This window comes from Jeotgalibacillus sp. S-D1, from assembly GCF_004358665.1.
Taxonomy (GTDB): Bacteria; Bacillota; Bacilli; order Bacillales; family Jeotgalibacillaceae; genus Jeotgalibacillus.
The window spans coordinates 535,899-551,093 of sequence record NZ_SMZR01000002.1; the positions used below are offsets into that span (position 1 = coordinate 535,899).

A 15,195-nucleotide genomic window follows, 5' to 3' on the forward strand; every position below is an offset into this window, starting at 1 on the left:
TTGAAAATCTTATCGCTTCAATTCACGCTCTAAACGTTTCAGCTTGTTCTTGATGGTACCGTCAAAAATACGGTTTCCAATGCGGATGCGTAATCCTCCAAGCAGCGATGGATCTACATTATTAGTAATTTGTAAGCTTTGTTTTCCAACACGCGCAGCAAATGCTTTAGACAATGCTGCCTGGTCTGCTTCGCTTAGTCTTGTTGCAGAATATACGTGAGCTACTGCTGTTCCGCGGCTCGATAGCGCTAATTCAATATAGGCATCAGCCAAGGCTGCTACTTCAGTGTTCCGGCGGCGGTCGATTAACATCGAAAGCGTATTGAGCACGTAGATTGAAAGTCCGCTGAACGATTGCAGGATCAGCTGTTTCTTTTGCGTTTTTGTTAATTTTGGAGATTGAAGAAGCAGAGCCAGATCAGGGTTATCCCGGAAAACCTGGCGTACTACGCGCAGATCTTCTTCAACTGTATCTACTTGTCCGTTTTGTAGAGCGAGCTCATAAAGAGCCTGGGCATAACGATTTGCGACCGTTGATTTGCTCATCGCAGATCGCCTGCCTTCGCAATTGTCTCGTTGATCAGCTGCTGCTGTTCTTCAAGTGTCAATTCTTTCTCAATCACTTTCGAAGCAATCAGAACAGATAGAGTGGCAACCTGCTCGCGAAGTGCGGCAACTGCCTGGTCTTTTTCTGTCTCGATTTCACGCAATGCAGCGTCTTTCATGCGCACTGATTCTGCACGAGCGGCAGTAATAATCTCTTCGCGCTGAAGGTCGCCTTGCTTACGTGCGTTTTCGATCAATTCCTGTGCGTCCTGACGAGCTTCTTTTAAAAGCTGACGCTGCTCTTCCAATTGTTGCTTAGCTTCAACACGGCTTTTTTCAGCTGATTCGATTTCACCAGCAATATGCTCTTCACGCTGTTTCATGATGCCCATTAATGGACCCCATGCGAATTTTTTAAGTAGGAACATCAAGAGAAGGAACATTACCAGTTGGAAAAGAATATCTCCACCGTTAAAGCCATCACTTGCTCCCAAAATTAATGCATCAAGTGTGAACACGCTCGTTTCACTCCCTTCAAGAGTCGATCAAAATACGATGTATGGTTTATCTTTCTTCCTATTAAAGAAAGATTATAGTCTGGCTGGAATTTGTGTTTTTTCATGATAAAGGCGAAGAAATGATCTTCGCCCTCTGGAAAATTACTGTCCTTGTACAATAAACGCGATAACAACAGCGATGATCGGAACGGCCTCAACTAGTGCTACCCCGATAAACATTGTTGTTTGAAGCATACCGCGAGCTTCTGGTTGGCGAGCGATACCTTCTACTGTTTTTGAAACGATCATTCCGTTACCGATACCTGCACCTAGTGCTGCTAATCCTACTGCTAATGCTGCTGCTAAAAGACCAATTGAACCTGTCATTTGGGAAAATCCTCCTTGTTTTGGATAATAGTTTTTTATTAAAATGGGTTTGTTCATTTACTGAACAGGAAATATATTAATGGTCGTGACTCACTTTGTGCGCCATGTACACCATCGTTAACATTACAAAAATAAATGCCTGGATTCCGCCGATAAAGACAGAGAATGCTAACCAAGCCAGTGTTGGGACTACTGCTGCGAGCGTTCCCCATAAACCTGTTGCCAAGCCGCCTGCAAGTAATCCTAGAAGTATCTCACCTGCATAAATGTTACCGTAGAGACGCAAACCAAGTGTTAACGTGTTTGCAAATTCTTCAATGATCTTCAGCGGGAAAAGAAAACCCATTGGACGGAAAAAGTCTTTTCCATATTCATTGAAGCCTTTCATTCTGATGCCATAGTAGTGTGTTAAGACAATTACCATAACTGCAAGAGTCATAGTGATGATCGGATCTGCGGTTGGTGACTTCCACCATAGCTCGTGGTTATACGTAATCGCGAATGGCAACCCTAAAAAGTTAGAAATTGCAACATACATAATCAGCGTAATTCCGAGAATGTGAAAACTTCCACCCGTTTTCCAGTCCATGTTACTCTTGATAATATTTCGCACAAAATCCATGATCCATTCCATGAAATTTTGCATACCAGTTGGCTTCATTGCGAGTGCTCTTGTCGAAAGAACTGCGATAAGGAACACGATTGCACTTGCAACTGTCACCATCAGAACATTGGAGAGATTAAAGGTCAGCCCCAAAAATTCACGCAATGGCGCTTCATGATTCATTTATTTCACCTCTCTTCCCGCTTCATATGTAGGATAGTTTGTTGCCAAAAATAATCTATCATAATGATGAAATAAACCATCATTAATCCAATAACAGTGGAAATCAAATGAATGAATTCCGGAAATTCCAGCGCAATCAGCACTGCTGCCCCAGCCGAGGCCATACGTGAAAACGTTCCGAGTGAGCGCACTTTTTTCCCTTCATCAATTGCGCGGTCAAACCGCTCCATTCTTTTTCTAATCAGCCAAAGATTAAAAAGGCTGAGAGAAGTTCCCAGTATTAGACCAAGAAAAATGGATGGATAGGGAGTAAAGCCCCAGCCAATGACGAAGATGGATAGCAAGTATAATATGTACTTGGTATACCGTTGGAAATGCTGTTTTAGGTCAGGCATTCTACTATTCTCCTGAGTTGAAGTGATTCACTGTGTGAAGCATGGCATAGATCCCTGCTGTTAAACCGAGAAGTAAGCCAATGATCAAAAACAGCGGTTCTGTGTTCCATTTCTGATCTAACCACCTTCCGGCGAAAAGACCGACCAGCATGGAACCAGCTAGTTGTGACAGAATGGCAGAGTAAAGTGCCATCGCTTGGTACGGACGTCTTTGTTGACGCATGAGCGCATCCTCACATTCTGAGAATGGATTTGGGGTTTGTGGGCAAAAAAAAGACCATATACCGACGAAAATTTCTTTTTCATCCGAGTCTATGAAAACCTTATCATTATACCCTTTAAAAGCATACAATAGGCACTATTGTATGTCAACGAGTACTCGACAAAAAGTTCATAACATCACAAATGGAAGTCAGCGAGTTCACATTTTGGACAAAACGCTCTTTTAAGCTTGAAATTATTCACCTTCAAATTTCTTAATGAGATATCTCCAACCATTGATATTACTGACTTCTCCAAGGTCAATGACCTCAATGTCCCGTTCATCCAAATGAACGATTAGTCATTCATCCGTATTTTTAACACCACAATAAATTGGAAAAAAGCACCTCTGGTTGAGACGCTCCAGAGGTGCTTTTTTGCTAGTTTTCAACCCTGAATGGGGCCGGTCTTTCATGCAGCTGATTGAAATGAAAACGGATCGCATCTGCAATACGTTTGGACGCTTTTCCATCTCCATATGGGTTTGACGCTTTCGACATTTTTTCATGTGCAGATGCATCCACCACAAGCTCTTTTGCCATAGTATAGATCTGCTCTTCTTCTACGCCGGCAAGCTTCAGTGTGCCTGCCTCAATTCCTTCCGGACGTTCCGTGGTATCGCGTAGCACTAGTACTGGTACACCCAGTGACGGAGCTTCTTCCTGCACGCCGCCGGAATCAGTCAGGATTAAGTAGGCTTTTGATGCAAAGTTGTGAAAGTCAATGACATCAAGCGGTTCGATCAGATGGATACGCTTGTCCCCGCCCAGGATCTCCTGCGCGATCTCCCGCACAGCAGGGTTCATATGAACAGGATAAACAACCTGCACATCGTCATGCTCATTTACAATGCGTTTAATCGCTCTGAACATATTTTTCATCGGTTCACCCAGGTTTTCACGGCGATGTGCTGTTAATAGAATCAAACGGTCGTTTCCGAGGTTTGTCAGAATTTCGCTTGAATAGTTTTCCTTCACAGTTGTTGAAAGAGCATCGATCGCCGTGTTGCCCGTGACAAAAATGCTGGATTCCGGTTTGTTTTCACGAATCAGGTTCTCAGCAGACTGATCGGTTGGTGAGAAATGAAGATCTGCCATCACACCGGTGAGCTGTCGGTTCATTTCCTCCGGGAATGGCGAATACTTATTCCACGTGCGAAGGCCGGCTTCAACATGTCCTACTGCGATTTGATTGTAAAATGCAGCAAGGCTTGCCACAAACGTAGTGGTTGTGTCGCCATGTACCAATACGATATCCGGTTTTGTTTCCTTCATTACCCGGTCAAGCCCTTCAAGCCCTCTGGTTGTAACATCGATAAGCGTTTGACGGTCCTTCATGATATTCAGATCATGATCCGGCGTAATGTCAAAAATACTCATTACCTGATCAAGCATTTGGCGGTGCTGAGCCGTTACTGTTACGATTGGTTCAAAAAAATCACTTTGTTGCTTTAATTCAAGCACAAGCGGGGCCATTTTAATCGCTTCCGGTCTTGTTCCAAAAATCGTCATCACTTTTATGCGCTTCGTCATGATGTCCCTCCCCTGGCGTTCACCTGTTTATTTTGTACCAAATAGACGGTCTCCGGCGTCACCAAGACCAGGAACAATATAGCCTTTTTCATTTAATTTTTCATCAAGTGCCGCAATATAAATATCTACATCATCGTGTTCCTTTTGAATTTCTTCCACGCCTTCCGGTGCTGCTACAAGGCATAGAAATTTAATGCTTTTAGCTCCGCGTTTTTTTAGAGAATTGATCGCCTCTACTGCAGATCCTCCTGTTGCAAGCATTGGATCAACTAAAATGAAATCACGCTCTTCCACATCCGACGGAAGCTTCACGTAGTATTCGATCGGTTTCAGTGTTTCAGGATCACGATAAAGTCCAACATGTCCTACTTTAGCAGCTGGAATCAGCTTCAAAATGCCATCTACCATTCCGATTCCCGCACGCAAAATCGGCACAATCGCAAGTTTTTTACCAGAAAGAATTTTTCCTTTGGCTTTGCTTACTGGTGTGTTGATATCCGTTTCCTCCAATGGCAGGTCACGGGTAATTTCAAACGCCATCAGTGTCGCAACTTCATCAACGAGCTCGCGAAAGTCCTTCGTCCCCGTTCTCTCATCACGAATATGCGTTAACTTATGCTGAATTAACGGATGATCAAATACATACACTTTTCCCACAGCTAGCACTCCTTTTATGTAAAGCTTGATTTTTTTCCTTCTATTATTATAAAGCAAATCCTTACGAAAGTTACCATACTTCTTTGGAATTGACAAGATATCGCCTAATTTAGCGTTTATGTTAGAGAGGCTCCTTCCTGGCCTGCGGGCCGCACGAATGAAGTTCTGCAGCATAGAAGCGGGAAATTTCTACATCTCAACATGAATATTCTACCGTTTAAGAGGTAGCTTCTACATCTCATTCCAAAACTCCTACACTTCCCATCAAAAGTTATACACTTAAACTTAGACATTCTACATTTTGCTGACAGCGGGTGTTTTGATTCCCGAAACTCCCTCAAGGTGCGGGCCAAGTCCAAGCCAGAAAGCTTCTACATTTCAAAGGCGGTTCTCCAGGGATTCGATCGCCAATTTAAGCGCAGTTAGGCGGCGCTCGATTAATGTTTTTTGAGAACTGCTTTCTTTTGCTTTTGCTATTTGTTTTTCAATAGATGGAATCATCTCTTGCATAACTTCTTTTGAAGTTAATATGGTTTCTTTGTCATAGCAAAAATCTCCCCCATTCCAGGTACTTTTGAGGGTTTCTATACCAATTCCCACTGCATTTTGTCTCTTTTTTACAAGAGTTGTGTTAGAACCTTTTTCCGTCATACTTCTATAAGCATTAGAAAGTTTATTAAAAGTTGACTCCAGGGATGTAATGGACAAATTTTGAATTTCCTGGCTAACGGGCTTCATTTACGACCCCCTCTTTCTTTTTTAGTAATCACAAGAAAAAGCAGAGGGGTTTCCCTCTGCTTTTCAGGTCTGAGCATGCGATTTATTCGTAAAGAGCAAAACGGCTTGTGATTGCCTCTACACGGTCAGCTGCTTCATTAAGCTTCGCCTGATCTTCGTGGTTTTTAAGAGCGAAAGCAATGATGGATGCGATTTCTTCCATTTCTGCTTCCTTGAAGCCCCGCGTCGTAACAGCAGGCGTTCCGATACGGATGCCGCTCGTTACAAACGGGCTTTCCGGATCAAATGGAATTGTGTTTTTATTTACTGTAATACCGACATCATCCAATACTTTTTCAGCTACTTTACCTGTCAGTTCAAGAGAACGAAGGTTTACCAGCACCAGGTGGTTGTCTGTGCCGTCTGATACAATATCGACGCCTTCTTTTTTAAAGGCTTCTGCCATTGCTTTGGCATTTTTAATAATTTGTTCTGAGTATTCTTTAAAAGATGGCTCAAGTACTTCACCAAATGCAACAGCTTTTGCTGCAATAACGTGCATTAATGGTCCGCCCTGAACTCCTGGGAAGATTGATTTGTCGATCTTTTTAGCGAATTCTTCTTTACATAAAATCAAGCCGCCGCGTGGTCCGCGAAGTGTTTTATGTGTAGTGGTTGTAACAAAATGAGCGTGTGGAACAGGGCTTGGGTGAGCACCGGTTGCTACCAGACCTGCAATATGCGCCATATCAACCATCAGATAAGCGCCAACTTCATCTGCAATTTCACGGAATTTCGCGAAATCCAATGTGCGTGAGTAAGCACTTGCTCCTGCCACAATCAGCTTCGGCTTATGCTCCAATGCTTTTTGGCGAACATCCTCATAGTCTACTCGCTCATCTTTTTCTGAAACACCGTAATCAACAAAATTGTAAAGCTGTCCACTAAAGTTAACTGGACTTCCGTGCGTTAAATGACCACCGTGGGATAGGTTCATGCCTAATACCGTATCGCCCGGCTCAAGGATGGTGAAATAAACGGCCATGTTTGCCTGTGCACCTGAATGCGGCTGAACATTGGCATGCTCTGCACCAAAAATCTGTTTTGCGCGATCACGTGCCAGATTCTCTGCTACATCTACATGCTCACAACCTCCGTAGTAACGGCGGCCTGGATATCCTTCTGCGTATTTGTTTGTTAATACCGATCCTTGTGCTTCCATGACTGCTTCGCTTACAAAATTCTCAGAAGCGATCAACTCGATTTTCGTGCGTTGACGCTTCAATTCATTTTGCATCGCTTCGAACAATGCCTGATCCTGCTGTTGAATCTTACTCATTGTATGTGCTCCCCCTCATGTCTTCGGGACGGTTCCCGTCATTGGTCAAAAATCATCTTCATCTTATCACGTTTTCATAGACGGGGAAACTAGATTTATAGAAACATTCATTTTGTAAGGGTATTCATTTGATATTTTATAGTCCAGGTAAAACTCCTGAGAAAATGCTCAGCACATAAACCATTAATAGAGCAGTCAATCCTGCCAGGAATCCGCCAACTGTCCATGCCTTCAATGTTTGGGGAATGGTTAGCCTGCCAAACTTATTTACCACCCAAAAACCTGAGTCGTTCGGTAATGATAAACCAACTGCGCCTGCACAAATAGCAAGACCAAGAAGAATTGGTGCCATGCCCAGTTCACCTGCGAGCGGTCCCATAATACTTGATGTTGTTACCAGCGCAACTGTGGCAGATCCAAGTGAGGCACGGAGAATTTGGGAAAAGATGAATGCCAGCAGCAGGACAGGGATGCTCCAGTTTTGCATCGTTGTAATCAGGTGGTCCCCGATACCGCTTTCATTAATCACTGCACCAAAAGCTCCGCCCGCTCCGGTGACCAATATAATCAGTCCCGCTGAGTTTATGGCTTCTGTATATAATTCCTGTTTCGATTTATTAATGTAAGGATTAAGCACAAAAACAGCGACTATTACACTAATAAAAAGTGCTACATTTTTATCTCCAATAAAAGCTAGTGTTGTTGCAAAGACCCCTTCTGTAATAAAAAGTTTAGACACCGTATTGACCAGAATTAATAGAATTGGCAAAGCGAGCATGGCAAAAGATAAGCCTGTACTAATCTGTTTACGCGGTTTTTCTTCCAAGCCTGCAACAGCTATTTCCTCTTCCTGTTCATCCAGTGAAACACCTGACTTCACATGCTTTCCGATAAACATTCCGTACATGTACCCGCCAACGAGTGTGGCAGGAATTGCGCAAAGGATCCCATATAAGATGAAAAGACCAAGATCTGACCCTGTATTCTCTGCTACCACAAGCGGACCTGGTGTCGGCGCAATCATGCTGTGTGAAACGATCAAGCCAACTCCCAACGCCGTTACAAAAGTCACGATCGAAATACCTGTTTTCCTGGACAGGCTTTTAATCAATCCGCTTAAAATAACAAACGCGGCATCAAAGAAAACCGGAATGGATACGGCCGTTCCTGTCAGCGCTAAACCGGCCGGAGATTTTTGAACACCGAATACCTGCAGAACCGCCTGTGCAATTCGTTCAATTGCACCTGAGGCAGCGAGAAATTGCCCGAAAATAACCCCTAATCCTATTAGAATACCAACGCCTGTCAGTGTTGCCCCAAAACCGGACGTAACAATCACGGGCACGTCTGCTACAGGAATGCCGATAACCAGGGCTGTTCCAAGGGCTACTCCAATTAGTGCTAAAAATGGCTCCAGCTTAATTTTTAAAATTAAAAAGAACAGCGCCCCTAAAGATAATAAGAAGATCAAAATCAACATATTCCCTGTTAACATATCCATTCCCCCCATTTTTTCAATGTTAGTTTCCTTGTTTTTGCTCTACTAACTGCACAACATTTTTAAGTGTATCCGCCTGTCCAACGTTCCCTGGAAAAATAACATAAGGAATGTGGGGGAATGTACTGCCTTCATCCGTTTCCCACACAGGGATTCCCGGGGCTACCTGACCTTTGACCAATGCCCGTTTTACCTGCAGTCCATTCGTTCCAACATCACTAGACGTAATCCCTCCTTTGGCGATTACATAATTCGGCTGTACTTCTAATCTTCTTACAATGTCTGTAAGAGCCTTGGAAATGACCACAGATAACGCCAGCTCTTCTTCTTTCATTCCATCTCCTAAATCCAAACGTTCCCGGCGTGTATAAATAACCGCTGTAGTCCCGGAAGAAATAGCCTGTTCCGCTTCTTTTTTCACCCGGTCAACCTCTATTGCAAATCTGTTTTCATCCAGCACTAAATGGCAGTCAAATTCAATATATCGAAGTGTTGAAAGAGTCATCAGCTCTTCCAGCTGTTCGGTGGTTTTTTGAACGTGAGAACCAATCACCACCAACCCCCCGTGCTGTAAATCCTGCTGGATCAGTTCATCACGTGTCAGTAATTCGCGCGATGAGATATTGCCAATAATTTTAGTAAAGGTGGCAGCTGTCCGGTAAATGAATCGTTTGCCTTTTTTCAGCGCTCTTATTAGTGCGATGGAAAAGATCTTCACATCCTGTTCTTCAACTGCGTTTACCACAATTTTATTAAAGCCTTCAACGCCAAGAAGCTGCTTCTCTATTTTATCCAGATCAAATGCACGTATCGTATCCAGGCTGATTGTGACTACATCCTCTGCTTTGAACTGACCGCTTGTTTTTTCTTCCACCCATTGAGTTAAATCGCTTGCGTCAAATCCAAATGTCCGATCAAGAGCAAACTCTGTTTCACCGGCAGGGATCAGCTGCTCTCCCTGCTCAACATAATGAGTATTTTGAATGGTTAAACGTCCGCCCTGCTCAAAAAAGGGCAGAATGACCTCGCCGTCCGTTCCTCCAAGTTCCTGATTCATGACAGCCGTTTCTAACGGGTAATGTCCACGAAGCGTAGAATCCCCCCGGCTGATCAGCAGAAATGGCTTACCCAGTTCTTCTGATATTTCTTTAACCCGCTGTGCAATCACACGGTGAACTCTTTCAGTCTTTTGCTCACTAAATGAACGGGAATTGGTGAGGATAAAAAACAGCTGATTTTCTTCCTTAAAGCCTTTTTCAATCGTCTTTTTATCCCAATCCGTATAAACGGACACACCATGAACGGTTTGTACGCCTGTCGGATCATCATCCAGAACGACTATTTGATGATTAAATGTTTCGTAGCTTTCAGCAAATGCCAGATCAATCGCCCTAGAATCAAGTGTTGGCAGATTTTTTATATGTTCCTTCGTTTTGCTCATTATGATGTCACTCCTTTTTGCACCGTTACGCTGGCAAGCTTTTCATAATGCTGAACCAGCCCCCCATGATCATCAGCGCCTTTTCCTTCTGCTTTCATTTCTTCAAACATGGCATGCACCTGGCTTGAAAGCGGCAATGCTGCCCCGATCGCATCGCCGGTATCTAAGACATTTTTCAAATCCTTGGCATTAATGTCAATCCGCCCGCCGGCGATGAAGTTGCGTTCGAGAATCAGGGGAACCTTTGCATCCAATACCGCGCTTCCTGCCAGACCTCCGCGAATGGCCTGGTACATTTTTTCTACATCAATTCCTGCTTTTGCAGCCAGCACAAGCGCTTCTGACATAGCGGCGATGTTAACATTAACCATGATTTGGTTCGCCAATTTAGCTGTAGTGCCGGCGCCGGTCTCTCCTACTAACACGATTTGTTCTCCCATAGCCGAAAGAACCGGATATACTTTTTCAAATACATCTTTCTCACCGCCAACCATTATGGCAAGCGTACCGTCAATCGCTTTAGGCTCACCGCCGCTGACAGGAGCGTCCATAAAAAAGATGCCTCTCTGACCCAGGCTTTTAGCAAACTGTTTTGAATACACCGGTGATATTGAACTCATATCTACGATGATCGCTCCCGGCTGCGCGGTTTGAACTGCCCCTTCGTCTCCAAAAACCACACTTTCAACATGAGGATGGCTTGGCAGCATTGTGAAAATCAGCTCTTTATCGATGGATGTTTCAGCAGGCGAGCCTGCCGGTTTTGCTCCTCGTAATTCCAGCTCCCGAATGGCTTCAGTATTAAGATCATAAACCGTTACATCATAGCCTTCGGCCAGTAAATTTTTCACCATCGGTTTGCCCATTATTCCTAGTCCGATAAAACCAATCTTCATTTTTAAAACCCCTTTTCTACTTTTACGCCCATTCATAAAGCGCTTTCATTAATGAGATTGTACACGCTTTGTTTTATTTTGTATACAATTATTTTATTTTTGTATACAAAAATAATTATTCGTTCACACTAATATGCCAATCCTTTATTTCCCTCCTCACTATTTCACGCTATACTACAAGTAGGATTACGAAGGATTCAACCCCTAAAACGAAGGAGGTGCGGCTGCTGAAAGCCAAACGATTGATCCTGATCGATATACGTACAGCAGGCCCTTAAACATGACAAATCCATCAGCAACATCTGCCTATGTGATTGCATATGAAACCATTCGAGATAAAATATTAAACGGTGAGCTGGAAGGCGGAACGAAGCTGGTAGAAGAAAGACTGGCAGAGGAATTGGGCGTAAGCAGGACGCCTGTCCGTGAAGCAATCAGAAGGCTGGAGCAAGAAGGATTAATAAAGAAAAAACGGGTGGTAAAACCTACTGAGAGCGATTTACGCCACCTTTTTCAAGTCCGCATGATTTTAGAAGGACATGCAGTCAGAACGGCTGCTGCTTACATGACTGAGGAAGAACTGGAGCAATTAGCCCAGTGCGTAGAAATTGGGCGCACCGGTTCAGTGGAAGAAATTATGAAGGCCAATAAAAAATTTCATGATTTAATTGTACAGGCGAGCAAAAACCCTGTGATGATCAATATTATTGATCAAATGCAATCAATCATTTACTTATTTCGAAAAACGGTCGTCTATCATAAGCGTCCCTATTTAATTGATGAGCATCAGGATATTTATGAGGCGATCAAACAGCGTGACGGGGATAAAGCAGAGCGCTTAATGAAAGCGCATCTTCAGGCCGATCTTGATTTTTCCCTTCATGTATTATAAAAGAGCGCTGGGCCCGAATATGGGCTCAACGCTCTTATTTGTTCTTATAGTTCATATACCGCTCTTGAACCGCCGACTAATTTGGGTCTGGTACGGGCCAGTGTGATATGTGCTTCACCAAGAGAGCGGGTGGAAACGCGCACCGGAACGGCAACATGCTTCAGGTGCATGCCGATAAACGTGTCGCCAATGTCAATGCCGCCCTGCGCCTTTACATGTTCAACGATGACCGGATCCGCCATATTCCGGTACGCAAAGGATGCCATAGCGCCACCTGCTCTTCGAACCGGAATCACCGCTACTTCATCGTAGCCTCTCTTTTCTGCTGCATTGCGCTCCATAACAAGAGAACGGTTTATGTGTTCACAGCCCTGAAACGCAATATCGACTCCCGTTGATTTTGAGAACCGGGTAAATCCTTCAAATAGGGAAGCAGCTACATCATCGGTTCCGGAGGTTCCGATTCGTTTCCCAACAACTTCTGAGGTGGAGCATCCGATGACAAACAGCTGACCAGGCTTTAGCTGGGCTTGTCCCTGGTATTCATCCAGAATAGCCCTTAATTCCTCCTGCATCGAAATCCCCCCTTCCATTATTGCTGTGCTTCGTATTCTGTAATTTTGCCAATTCGGTTGTCATGGCGGCCGCCTTCATAATCAGTTGTCAGCCACAGCTTGGCAATATCGCGTGCCAGACCAGGACCGATGACGCGTTCGCCCATCGCAAGCATATTGGTATCATTATGTTCACGGGTCGCTTTCGCACTGAATGTATCGTGAACCAGCGCACAGCGGATCCCTTTCACTTTATTTGCAGCAATGCTCATGCCAATACCGGTACCGCAAATCAGTATACCGCGATCAAACTCGCCGCCAGCCACTTTTTTGGCAACAGGCAATGCATAGTCCGGATAATCAACTGAGCCTTCACAGCCGCATCCGAAATCCTCATACTCGATTCCAAGCTCCGTCAGCACGTCTCCAATTTCTTTACGCAAATTCATTCCGCCATGATCTGATGCTAATGCGACCTTCATGTTATCTTCCTCCTGAGGTTTAGTATCCCAATTTCTGCTTTTCAATATTGGCAATCAGCCCGTTCATCAGCTGGTTAAGTTCCTGATAGGTCCTTCGATACATATCCACAGAACCGCCAAATGGATCTGACACGTCAAGCCCCATTCCGCTTGCAAATTCCTTCAGCGTGAAAATACGATCCATAGCAAACGGATATTTTTCTGCAAGCATCGCCTTGTGGGCACTGGTCATGGCAAACACATAATCCGCCCAGTGAACATCATCCTGTGTTACACAGTGAGACTGGTGATTGTGCTTAATTCCATTTTCATCCAAAACCTGCTGCGTCTGTGGTGAGGCCTGCCCGCCATCCATAGCGAATATTCCAGCTGAGCGGACATCTGTATCATCAAGGTTTTTATGTCGTAAGATGGCTTCTGCCATCGGACTTCTGCATGTATTTCCCGTGCACACAAACAGGATGTTCATCTTTAAATTCCTCCCGTACGATGTCGTTTAGACTGTACATGATCTAATGCTAATCATATCATAAAACAGGAATTTTTTCGCCAAATGGAATCCCTTACAATTCTTTCGATTTTTCTTTCACTACCATTATGCTCAGATTGGTTTAAAAAGTTGCATAAAATCATGATTCAACCTTCCAGTGACTGCAGAAATAATCACACCCGCAATTATTTCCCGGAAAATAATCGAAAAGAGGCATCTTTTGACTAAAGATGCCTCTTTTATTAATGGTCTACCATTTTTCTATTGTACACAGCTACCACAAAGCTCGTTATCACGACTGTCCACCCCAAAATGATCAGGATCGCACTCCAGCTGTCTCCCCATCCTGCGCCTGTTTCAATTTGATTTGCCAATTCAATCAGCTGCAAATTCGGGAAAAAGTTCACTGCCTTTAAGATCGGATACTCATCCATAAAAGGCTTAACCAACGGAACAAATGAAAAGAAAAAGGCAACTGGCAGGATTGCGACAGAAGCTTCCATCACCGAGCGTGTTAACAGACCAATAAGTGTGCCAATGCCTATATAAAATACGATTGAAATCAGTGATGCCACCGAAATAATCAGCAGATTACCCGGCTGGTATTCCATGAAAAATGCACACATCACCAGGACGATAAGCGTGCCGAGAAAGCTCAGCATGCTTTTTCCTCCCAAAATTTCTGCCGTGGTGGCCGGGGACAGCATCAGGCCGCGCAAGGTGTTTTTTTCTTTCTCCTCAGCAATCAATGCTGACTGCACATAGGCCGCTACCATCGTGAATGTCAGGTTGAATACGAGAAAGTAAACTTCCACTGTTTCTACTCCTGTCCGCCCATATACCGCAGCTAAAATCAAGGGCATAAGAACCGTAGTTGATACATAGAGGTTTTTTGAAACATCTTTATAATCTTTCCGAAAAATAGCAAGTGAGCGTTTCAATGAAAAAGTCATGATAATTTCCTCCCTGTCACTTCTACAAATATATCTCCAAGTGTCGGTTCGTTTGAATTGGCCGACTCCACCATCCCCGCACTCATATATTCATATAATTCCTCCGCTCCATCAGGCCCACGGTCAAGATAAATCTCTCTTCCATCCATTAACTCCACTCGAATTGTTCCGTTGCTGAATTGTTTTCGCAGCCTTTTCGGCTGATCCAGCAGTTGAATCGACCCCTTATTTAAAAAAGCAACACGGTCACACAGCGTTTCTGCTTCATCCATGTCATGAGTTGTGAGAAAGATTGTTGTCCCCTCACTTTTCAGCTTCTCAAGACCTTTATAGATATGCCTGGAGTTTACCGGATCAAGTGCTGAGGTCGGTTCATCTAAAAATAAAAGTTCTGGCTTATGCAGAAATGCTCTTGCCAGCGTGACACGCTGCAGCATACCCTTTGACAATTTTGATACGATTTTCTTATGCTCATTTTGCAGCTGAACCATCGCAAGCACTTCATCAATTCGCATGGGTGGGACATCGTATAAATCACAAAAGAGTTTCAGGTTTTCGTAAATCGATAATCTGCTGTAGAGACCGCTATTATCAGTGAGTACGCCAATTTTTTTGCGATACTTGTTTTCTTTCAAACGTTCGGTTGGAACGCCAAAAACATAAGCATCCCCGGATGTTTGTCTCAGCTGAGCCGTCAAAATTTTAATAGTGGTTGTTTTTCCTGATCCACTCGGCCCTAAAAATCCAAATGTTTCACCTTTTTTCACATGAAACGAAACGTCATTCAAGGCTGTTTCGTTTCCGAATAACTTGGCTGCATTTTTCACTTCAATGATGTTTTCCATTGAGCTCCTCCTTTAATTTGCTGCTG

General features: G+C 43.9%; 19 protein-coding genes. 1 reads left to right on the plus strand and 18 read right to left on the minus strand.

All coding sequences use genetic code 11. The features are described from left to right. Positions 1 to 9 precede the first annotated feature (9 nt). The 13 genes from E2R51_RS09655 to garR form a co-directional block, all read right to left on the minus strand. On the minus strand, positions 10 to 546 hold the full coding sequence (locus E2R51_RS09655; protein WP_133376836.1) for a F0F1 ATP synthase subunit delta: 537 nt from the start codon (positions 544 to 546) through the stop codon (positions 10 to 12). Next, positions 543 to 1,064: a F0F1 ATP synthase subunit B gene (gene atpF / locus E2R51_RS09660; protein ID WP_133376837.1), complete on the minus strand. Its 522-nt coding sequence runs from the start codon at positions 1,062 to 1,064 to the stop codon at positions 543 to 545. Before atpF ends, E2R51_RS09655 begins: the two co-directional genes overlap by 4 nt. 141 nt (positions 1,065 to 1,205) lie before the next feature. Next, positions 1,206 to 1,418 (minus strand): F0F1 ATP synthase subunit C, encoded by a 213-nt coding sequence (atpE, locus tag E2R51_RS09665; protein WP_039813889.1) that lies wholly within the window; start codon positions 1,416 to 1,418, stop codon positions 1,206 to 1,208. Between the two features lie 88 nt (positions 1,419 to 1,506). Further along, positions 1,507 to 2,217 (minus strand): F0F1 ATP synthase subunit A, encoded by a 711-nt coding sequence (gene atpB, locus E2R51_RS09670; protein ID WP_133376838.1) that lies wholly within the window; start codon positions 2,215 to 2,217, stop codon positions 1,507 to 1,509. A gap of 5 nt (positions 2,218 to 2,222) precedes the next feature. After that, on the minus strand, positions 2,223 to 2,612 hold the full coding sequence (locus tag E2R51_RS09675) for an ATP synthase subunit I (RefSeq protein ID WP_133376839.1): 390 nt from the start codon (positions 2,610 to 2,612) through the stop codon (positions 2,223 to 2,225). A gap of 4 nt (positions 2,613 to 2,616) precedes the next feature. Further along, positions 2,617 to 2,835 carry an AtpZ/AtpI family protein gene (locus E2R51_RS09680; protein ID WP_133376840.1) on the minus strand — a complete coding sequence of 73 codons (219 nt, stop codon included), beginning with the start codon at positions 2,833 to 2,835 and terminating at the stop codon, positions 2,617 to 2,619. 418 nt (positions 2,836 to 3,253) lie between these two features. After that, on the minus strand, positions 3,254 to 4,405 hold the full coding sequence (wecB, locus tag E2R51_RS09685) for a non-hydrolyzing UDP-N-acetylglucosamine 2-epimerase (RefSeq protein ID WP_133376841.1): 1,152 nt from the start codon (positions 4,403 to 4,405) through the stop codon (positions 3,254 to 3,256). Positions 4,406 to 4,432: 27 nt separating this feature from the next. After that, positions 4,433 to 5,062, minus strand: a complete 630-nt coding sequence (gene upp, locus E2R51_RS09690; protein WP_133376842.1) for a uracil phosphoribosyltransferase — start codon at positions 5,060 to 5,062, stop codon at positions 4,433 to 4,435. Between the two features lie 378 nt (positions 5,063 to 5,440). Further along, positions 5,441 to 5,800, minus strand: coding sequence for a hypothetical protein (locus tag E2R51_RS09695; protein WP_133376843.1), 360 nt, complete (start codon positions 5,798 to 5,800; stop codon positions 5,441 to 5,443). Positions 5,801 to 5,882: 82 nt separating this feature from the next. Beyond that, positions 5,883 to 7,118 (minus strand): serine hydroxymethyltransferase, encoded by a 1,236-nt coding sequence (gene glyA / locus E2R51_RS09700; protein WP_133376844.1) that lies wholly within the window; start codon positions 7,116 to 7,118, stop codon positions 5,883 to 5,885. Between the two features lie 136 nt (positions 7,119 to 7,254). Next, positions 7,255 to 8,613, minus strand: a complete 1,359-nt coding sequence (locus E2R51_RS09705; RefSeq protein WP_133376845.1) for a GntP family permease — start codon at positions 8,611 to 8,613, stop codon at positions 7,255 to 7,257. 25 nt (positions 8,614 to 8,638) lie between these two features. Beyond that, positions 8,639 to 10,057, minus strand: coding sequence for a four-carbon acid sugar kinase family protein (locus E2R51_RS09710; RefSeq protein ID WP_133376846.1), 1,419 nt, complete (start codon positions 10,055 to 10,057; stop codon positions 8,639 to 8,641). After that, entirely contained in the window at positions 10,057 to 10,953 is an 897-nt protein-coding gene (gene garR, locus E2R51_RS09715) for a 2-hydroxy-3-oxopropionate reductase (protein WP_133376847.1), read from the minus strand. The genes E2R51_RS09710 and garR overlap by 1 nt, the downstream gene beginning before the upstream one ends. A gap of 280 nt (positions 10,954 to 11,233) precedes the next feature. On the opposite strand from garR, the gene E2R51_RS09720 reads away from it, so the two are divergent. Next, complete coding sequence (locus E2R51_RS09720; RefSeq protein WP_133376848.1) at positions 11,234 to 11,845, plus strand: GntR family transcriptional regulator; 612 nt, start codon at positions 11,234 to 11,236, stop codon at positions 11,843 to 11,845. Positions 11,846 to 11,889: 44 nt separating this feature from the next. Here the strand turns inward: E2R51_RS09720 and E2R51_RS09725 are convergent, their stop codons facing one another. The 5 genes from E2R51_RS09725 to E2R51_RS09745 form a co-directional block, all read right to left on the minus strand. Continuing rightward, on the minus strand, positions 11,890 to 12,420 hold the full coding sequence (locus E2R51_RS09725) for a TIGR01440 family protein (RefSeq protein WP_240733029.1): 531 nt from the start codon (positions 12,418 to 12,420) through the stop codon (positions 11,890 to 11,892). Positions 12,421 to 12,437: 17 nt separating this feature from the next. Next, positions 12,438 to 12,881: a ribose 5-phosphate isomerase B gene (gene rpiB / locus E2R51_RS09730; RefSeq protein ID WP_133376850.1), complete on the minus strand. Its 444-nt coding sequence runs from the start codon at positions 12,879 to 12,881 to the stop codon at positions 12,438 to 12,440. A 19-nt stretch (positions 12,882 to 12,900) separates the two neighbouring features. Continuing rightward, the gene (locus E2R51_RS09735; RefSeq protein ID WP_133376851.1) at positions 12,901 to 13,350 is read right to left on the minus strand and encodes a low molecular weight protein arginine phosphatase; all 450 of its coding nucleotides are present in this window, start codon (positions 13,348 to 13,350) and stop codon (positions 12,901 to 12,903) included. Between the two features lie 263 nt (positions 13,351 to 13,613). Continuing rightward, the gene (locus E2R51_RS09740; RefSeq protein ID WP_133376852.1) at positions 13,614 to 14,324 is read right to left on the minus strand and encodes an ABC transporter permease; all 711 of its coding nucleotides are present in this window, start codon (positions 14,322 to 14,324) and stop codon (positions 13,614 to 13,616) included. Then, positions 14,321 to 15,169: an ABC transporter ATP-binding protein gene (locus tag E2R51_RS09745; RefSeq protein WP_133376853.1), complete on the minus strand. Its 849-nt coding sequence runs from the start codon at positions 15,167 to 15,169 to the stop codon at positions 14,321 to 14,323. The genes E2R51_RS09740 and E2R51_RS09745 overlap by 4 nt, the downstream gene beginning before the upstream one ends. Positions 15,170 to 15,195: the final 26 nt, after the last annotated feature.

Excerpts from the sequence above, each read along its gene's own strand:
- E2R51_RS09655 (WP_133376836.1), bottom strand. The coding sequence starts at position 546 with ATGAGCAAATCAACGGTCGCAAATCGTTATGCCCAGGCTCTTTATGAG.
- atpB (WP_133376838.1), bottom strand. The coding sequence starts at position 2,217 with ATGAATCATGAAGCGCCATTGCGTGAATTTTTGGGGCTGACCTTTAAT.
- E2R51_RS09675 (WP_133376839.1), bottom strand. The coding sequence starts at position 2,612 with ATGCCTGACCTAAAACAGCATTTCCAACGGTATACCAAGTACATATTA.
- E2R51_RS09680 (WP_133376840.1), bottom strand. The coding sequence starts at position 2,835 with ATGCGTCAACAAAGACGTCCGTACCAAGCGATGGCACTTTACTCTGCC.
- wecB (WP_133376841.1), bottom strand. The coding sequence starts at position 4,405 with ATGACGAAGCGCATAAAAGTGATGACGATTTTTGGAACAAGACCGGAA.
- E2R51_RS09695 (WP_133376843.1), bottom strand. The coding sequence starts at position 5,800 with ATGAAGCCCGTTAGCCAGGAAATTCAAAATTTGTCCATTACATCCCTG.
- glyA (WP_133376844.1), bottom strand. The coding sequence starts at position 7,118 with ATGAGTAAGATTCAACAGCAGGATCAGGCATTGTTCGAAGCGATGCAA.
- E2R51_RS09705 (WP_133376845.1), bottom strand. The coding sequence starts at position 8,613 with ATGTTAACAGGGAATATGTTGATTTTGATCTTCTTATTATCTTTAGGG.
- E2R51_RS09710 (WP_133376846.1), bottom strand. The coding sequence starts at position 10,057 with ATGAGCAAAACGAAGGAACATATAAAAAATCTGCCAACACTTGATTCT.
- garR (WP_133376847.1), bottom strand. The coding sequence starts at position 10,953 with ATGAAGATTGGTTTTATCGGACTAGGAATAATGGGCAAACCGATGGTG.
- E2R51_RS09720 (WP_133376848.1), top strand. The coding sequence starts at position 11,234 with ATGACAAATCCATCAGCAACATCTGCCTATGTGATTGCATATGAAACC.
- E2R51_RS09725 (WP_240733029.1), bottom strand. The coding sequence starts at position 12,420 with ATGCAGGAGGAATTAAGGGCTATTCTGGATGAATACCAGGGACAAGCC.
- rpiB (WP_133376850.1), bottom strand. The coding sequence starts at position 12,881 with ATGAAGGTCGCATTAGCATCAGATCATGGCGGAATGAATTTGCGTAAA.
- E2R51_RS09735 (WP_133376851.1), bottom strand. The coding sequence starts at position 13,350 with ATGAACATCCTGTTTGTGTGCACGGGAAATACATGCAGAAGTCCGATG.
- E2R51_RS09740 (WP_133376852.1), bottom strand. The coding sequence starts at position 14,324 with ATGACTTTTTCATTGAAACGCTCACTTGCTATTTTTCGGAAAGATTAT.
- E2R51_RS09745 (WP_133376853.1), bottom strand. The coding sequence starts at position 15,169 with ATGGAAAACATCATTGAAGTGAAAAATGCAGCCAAGTTATTCGGAAAC.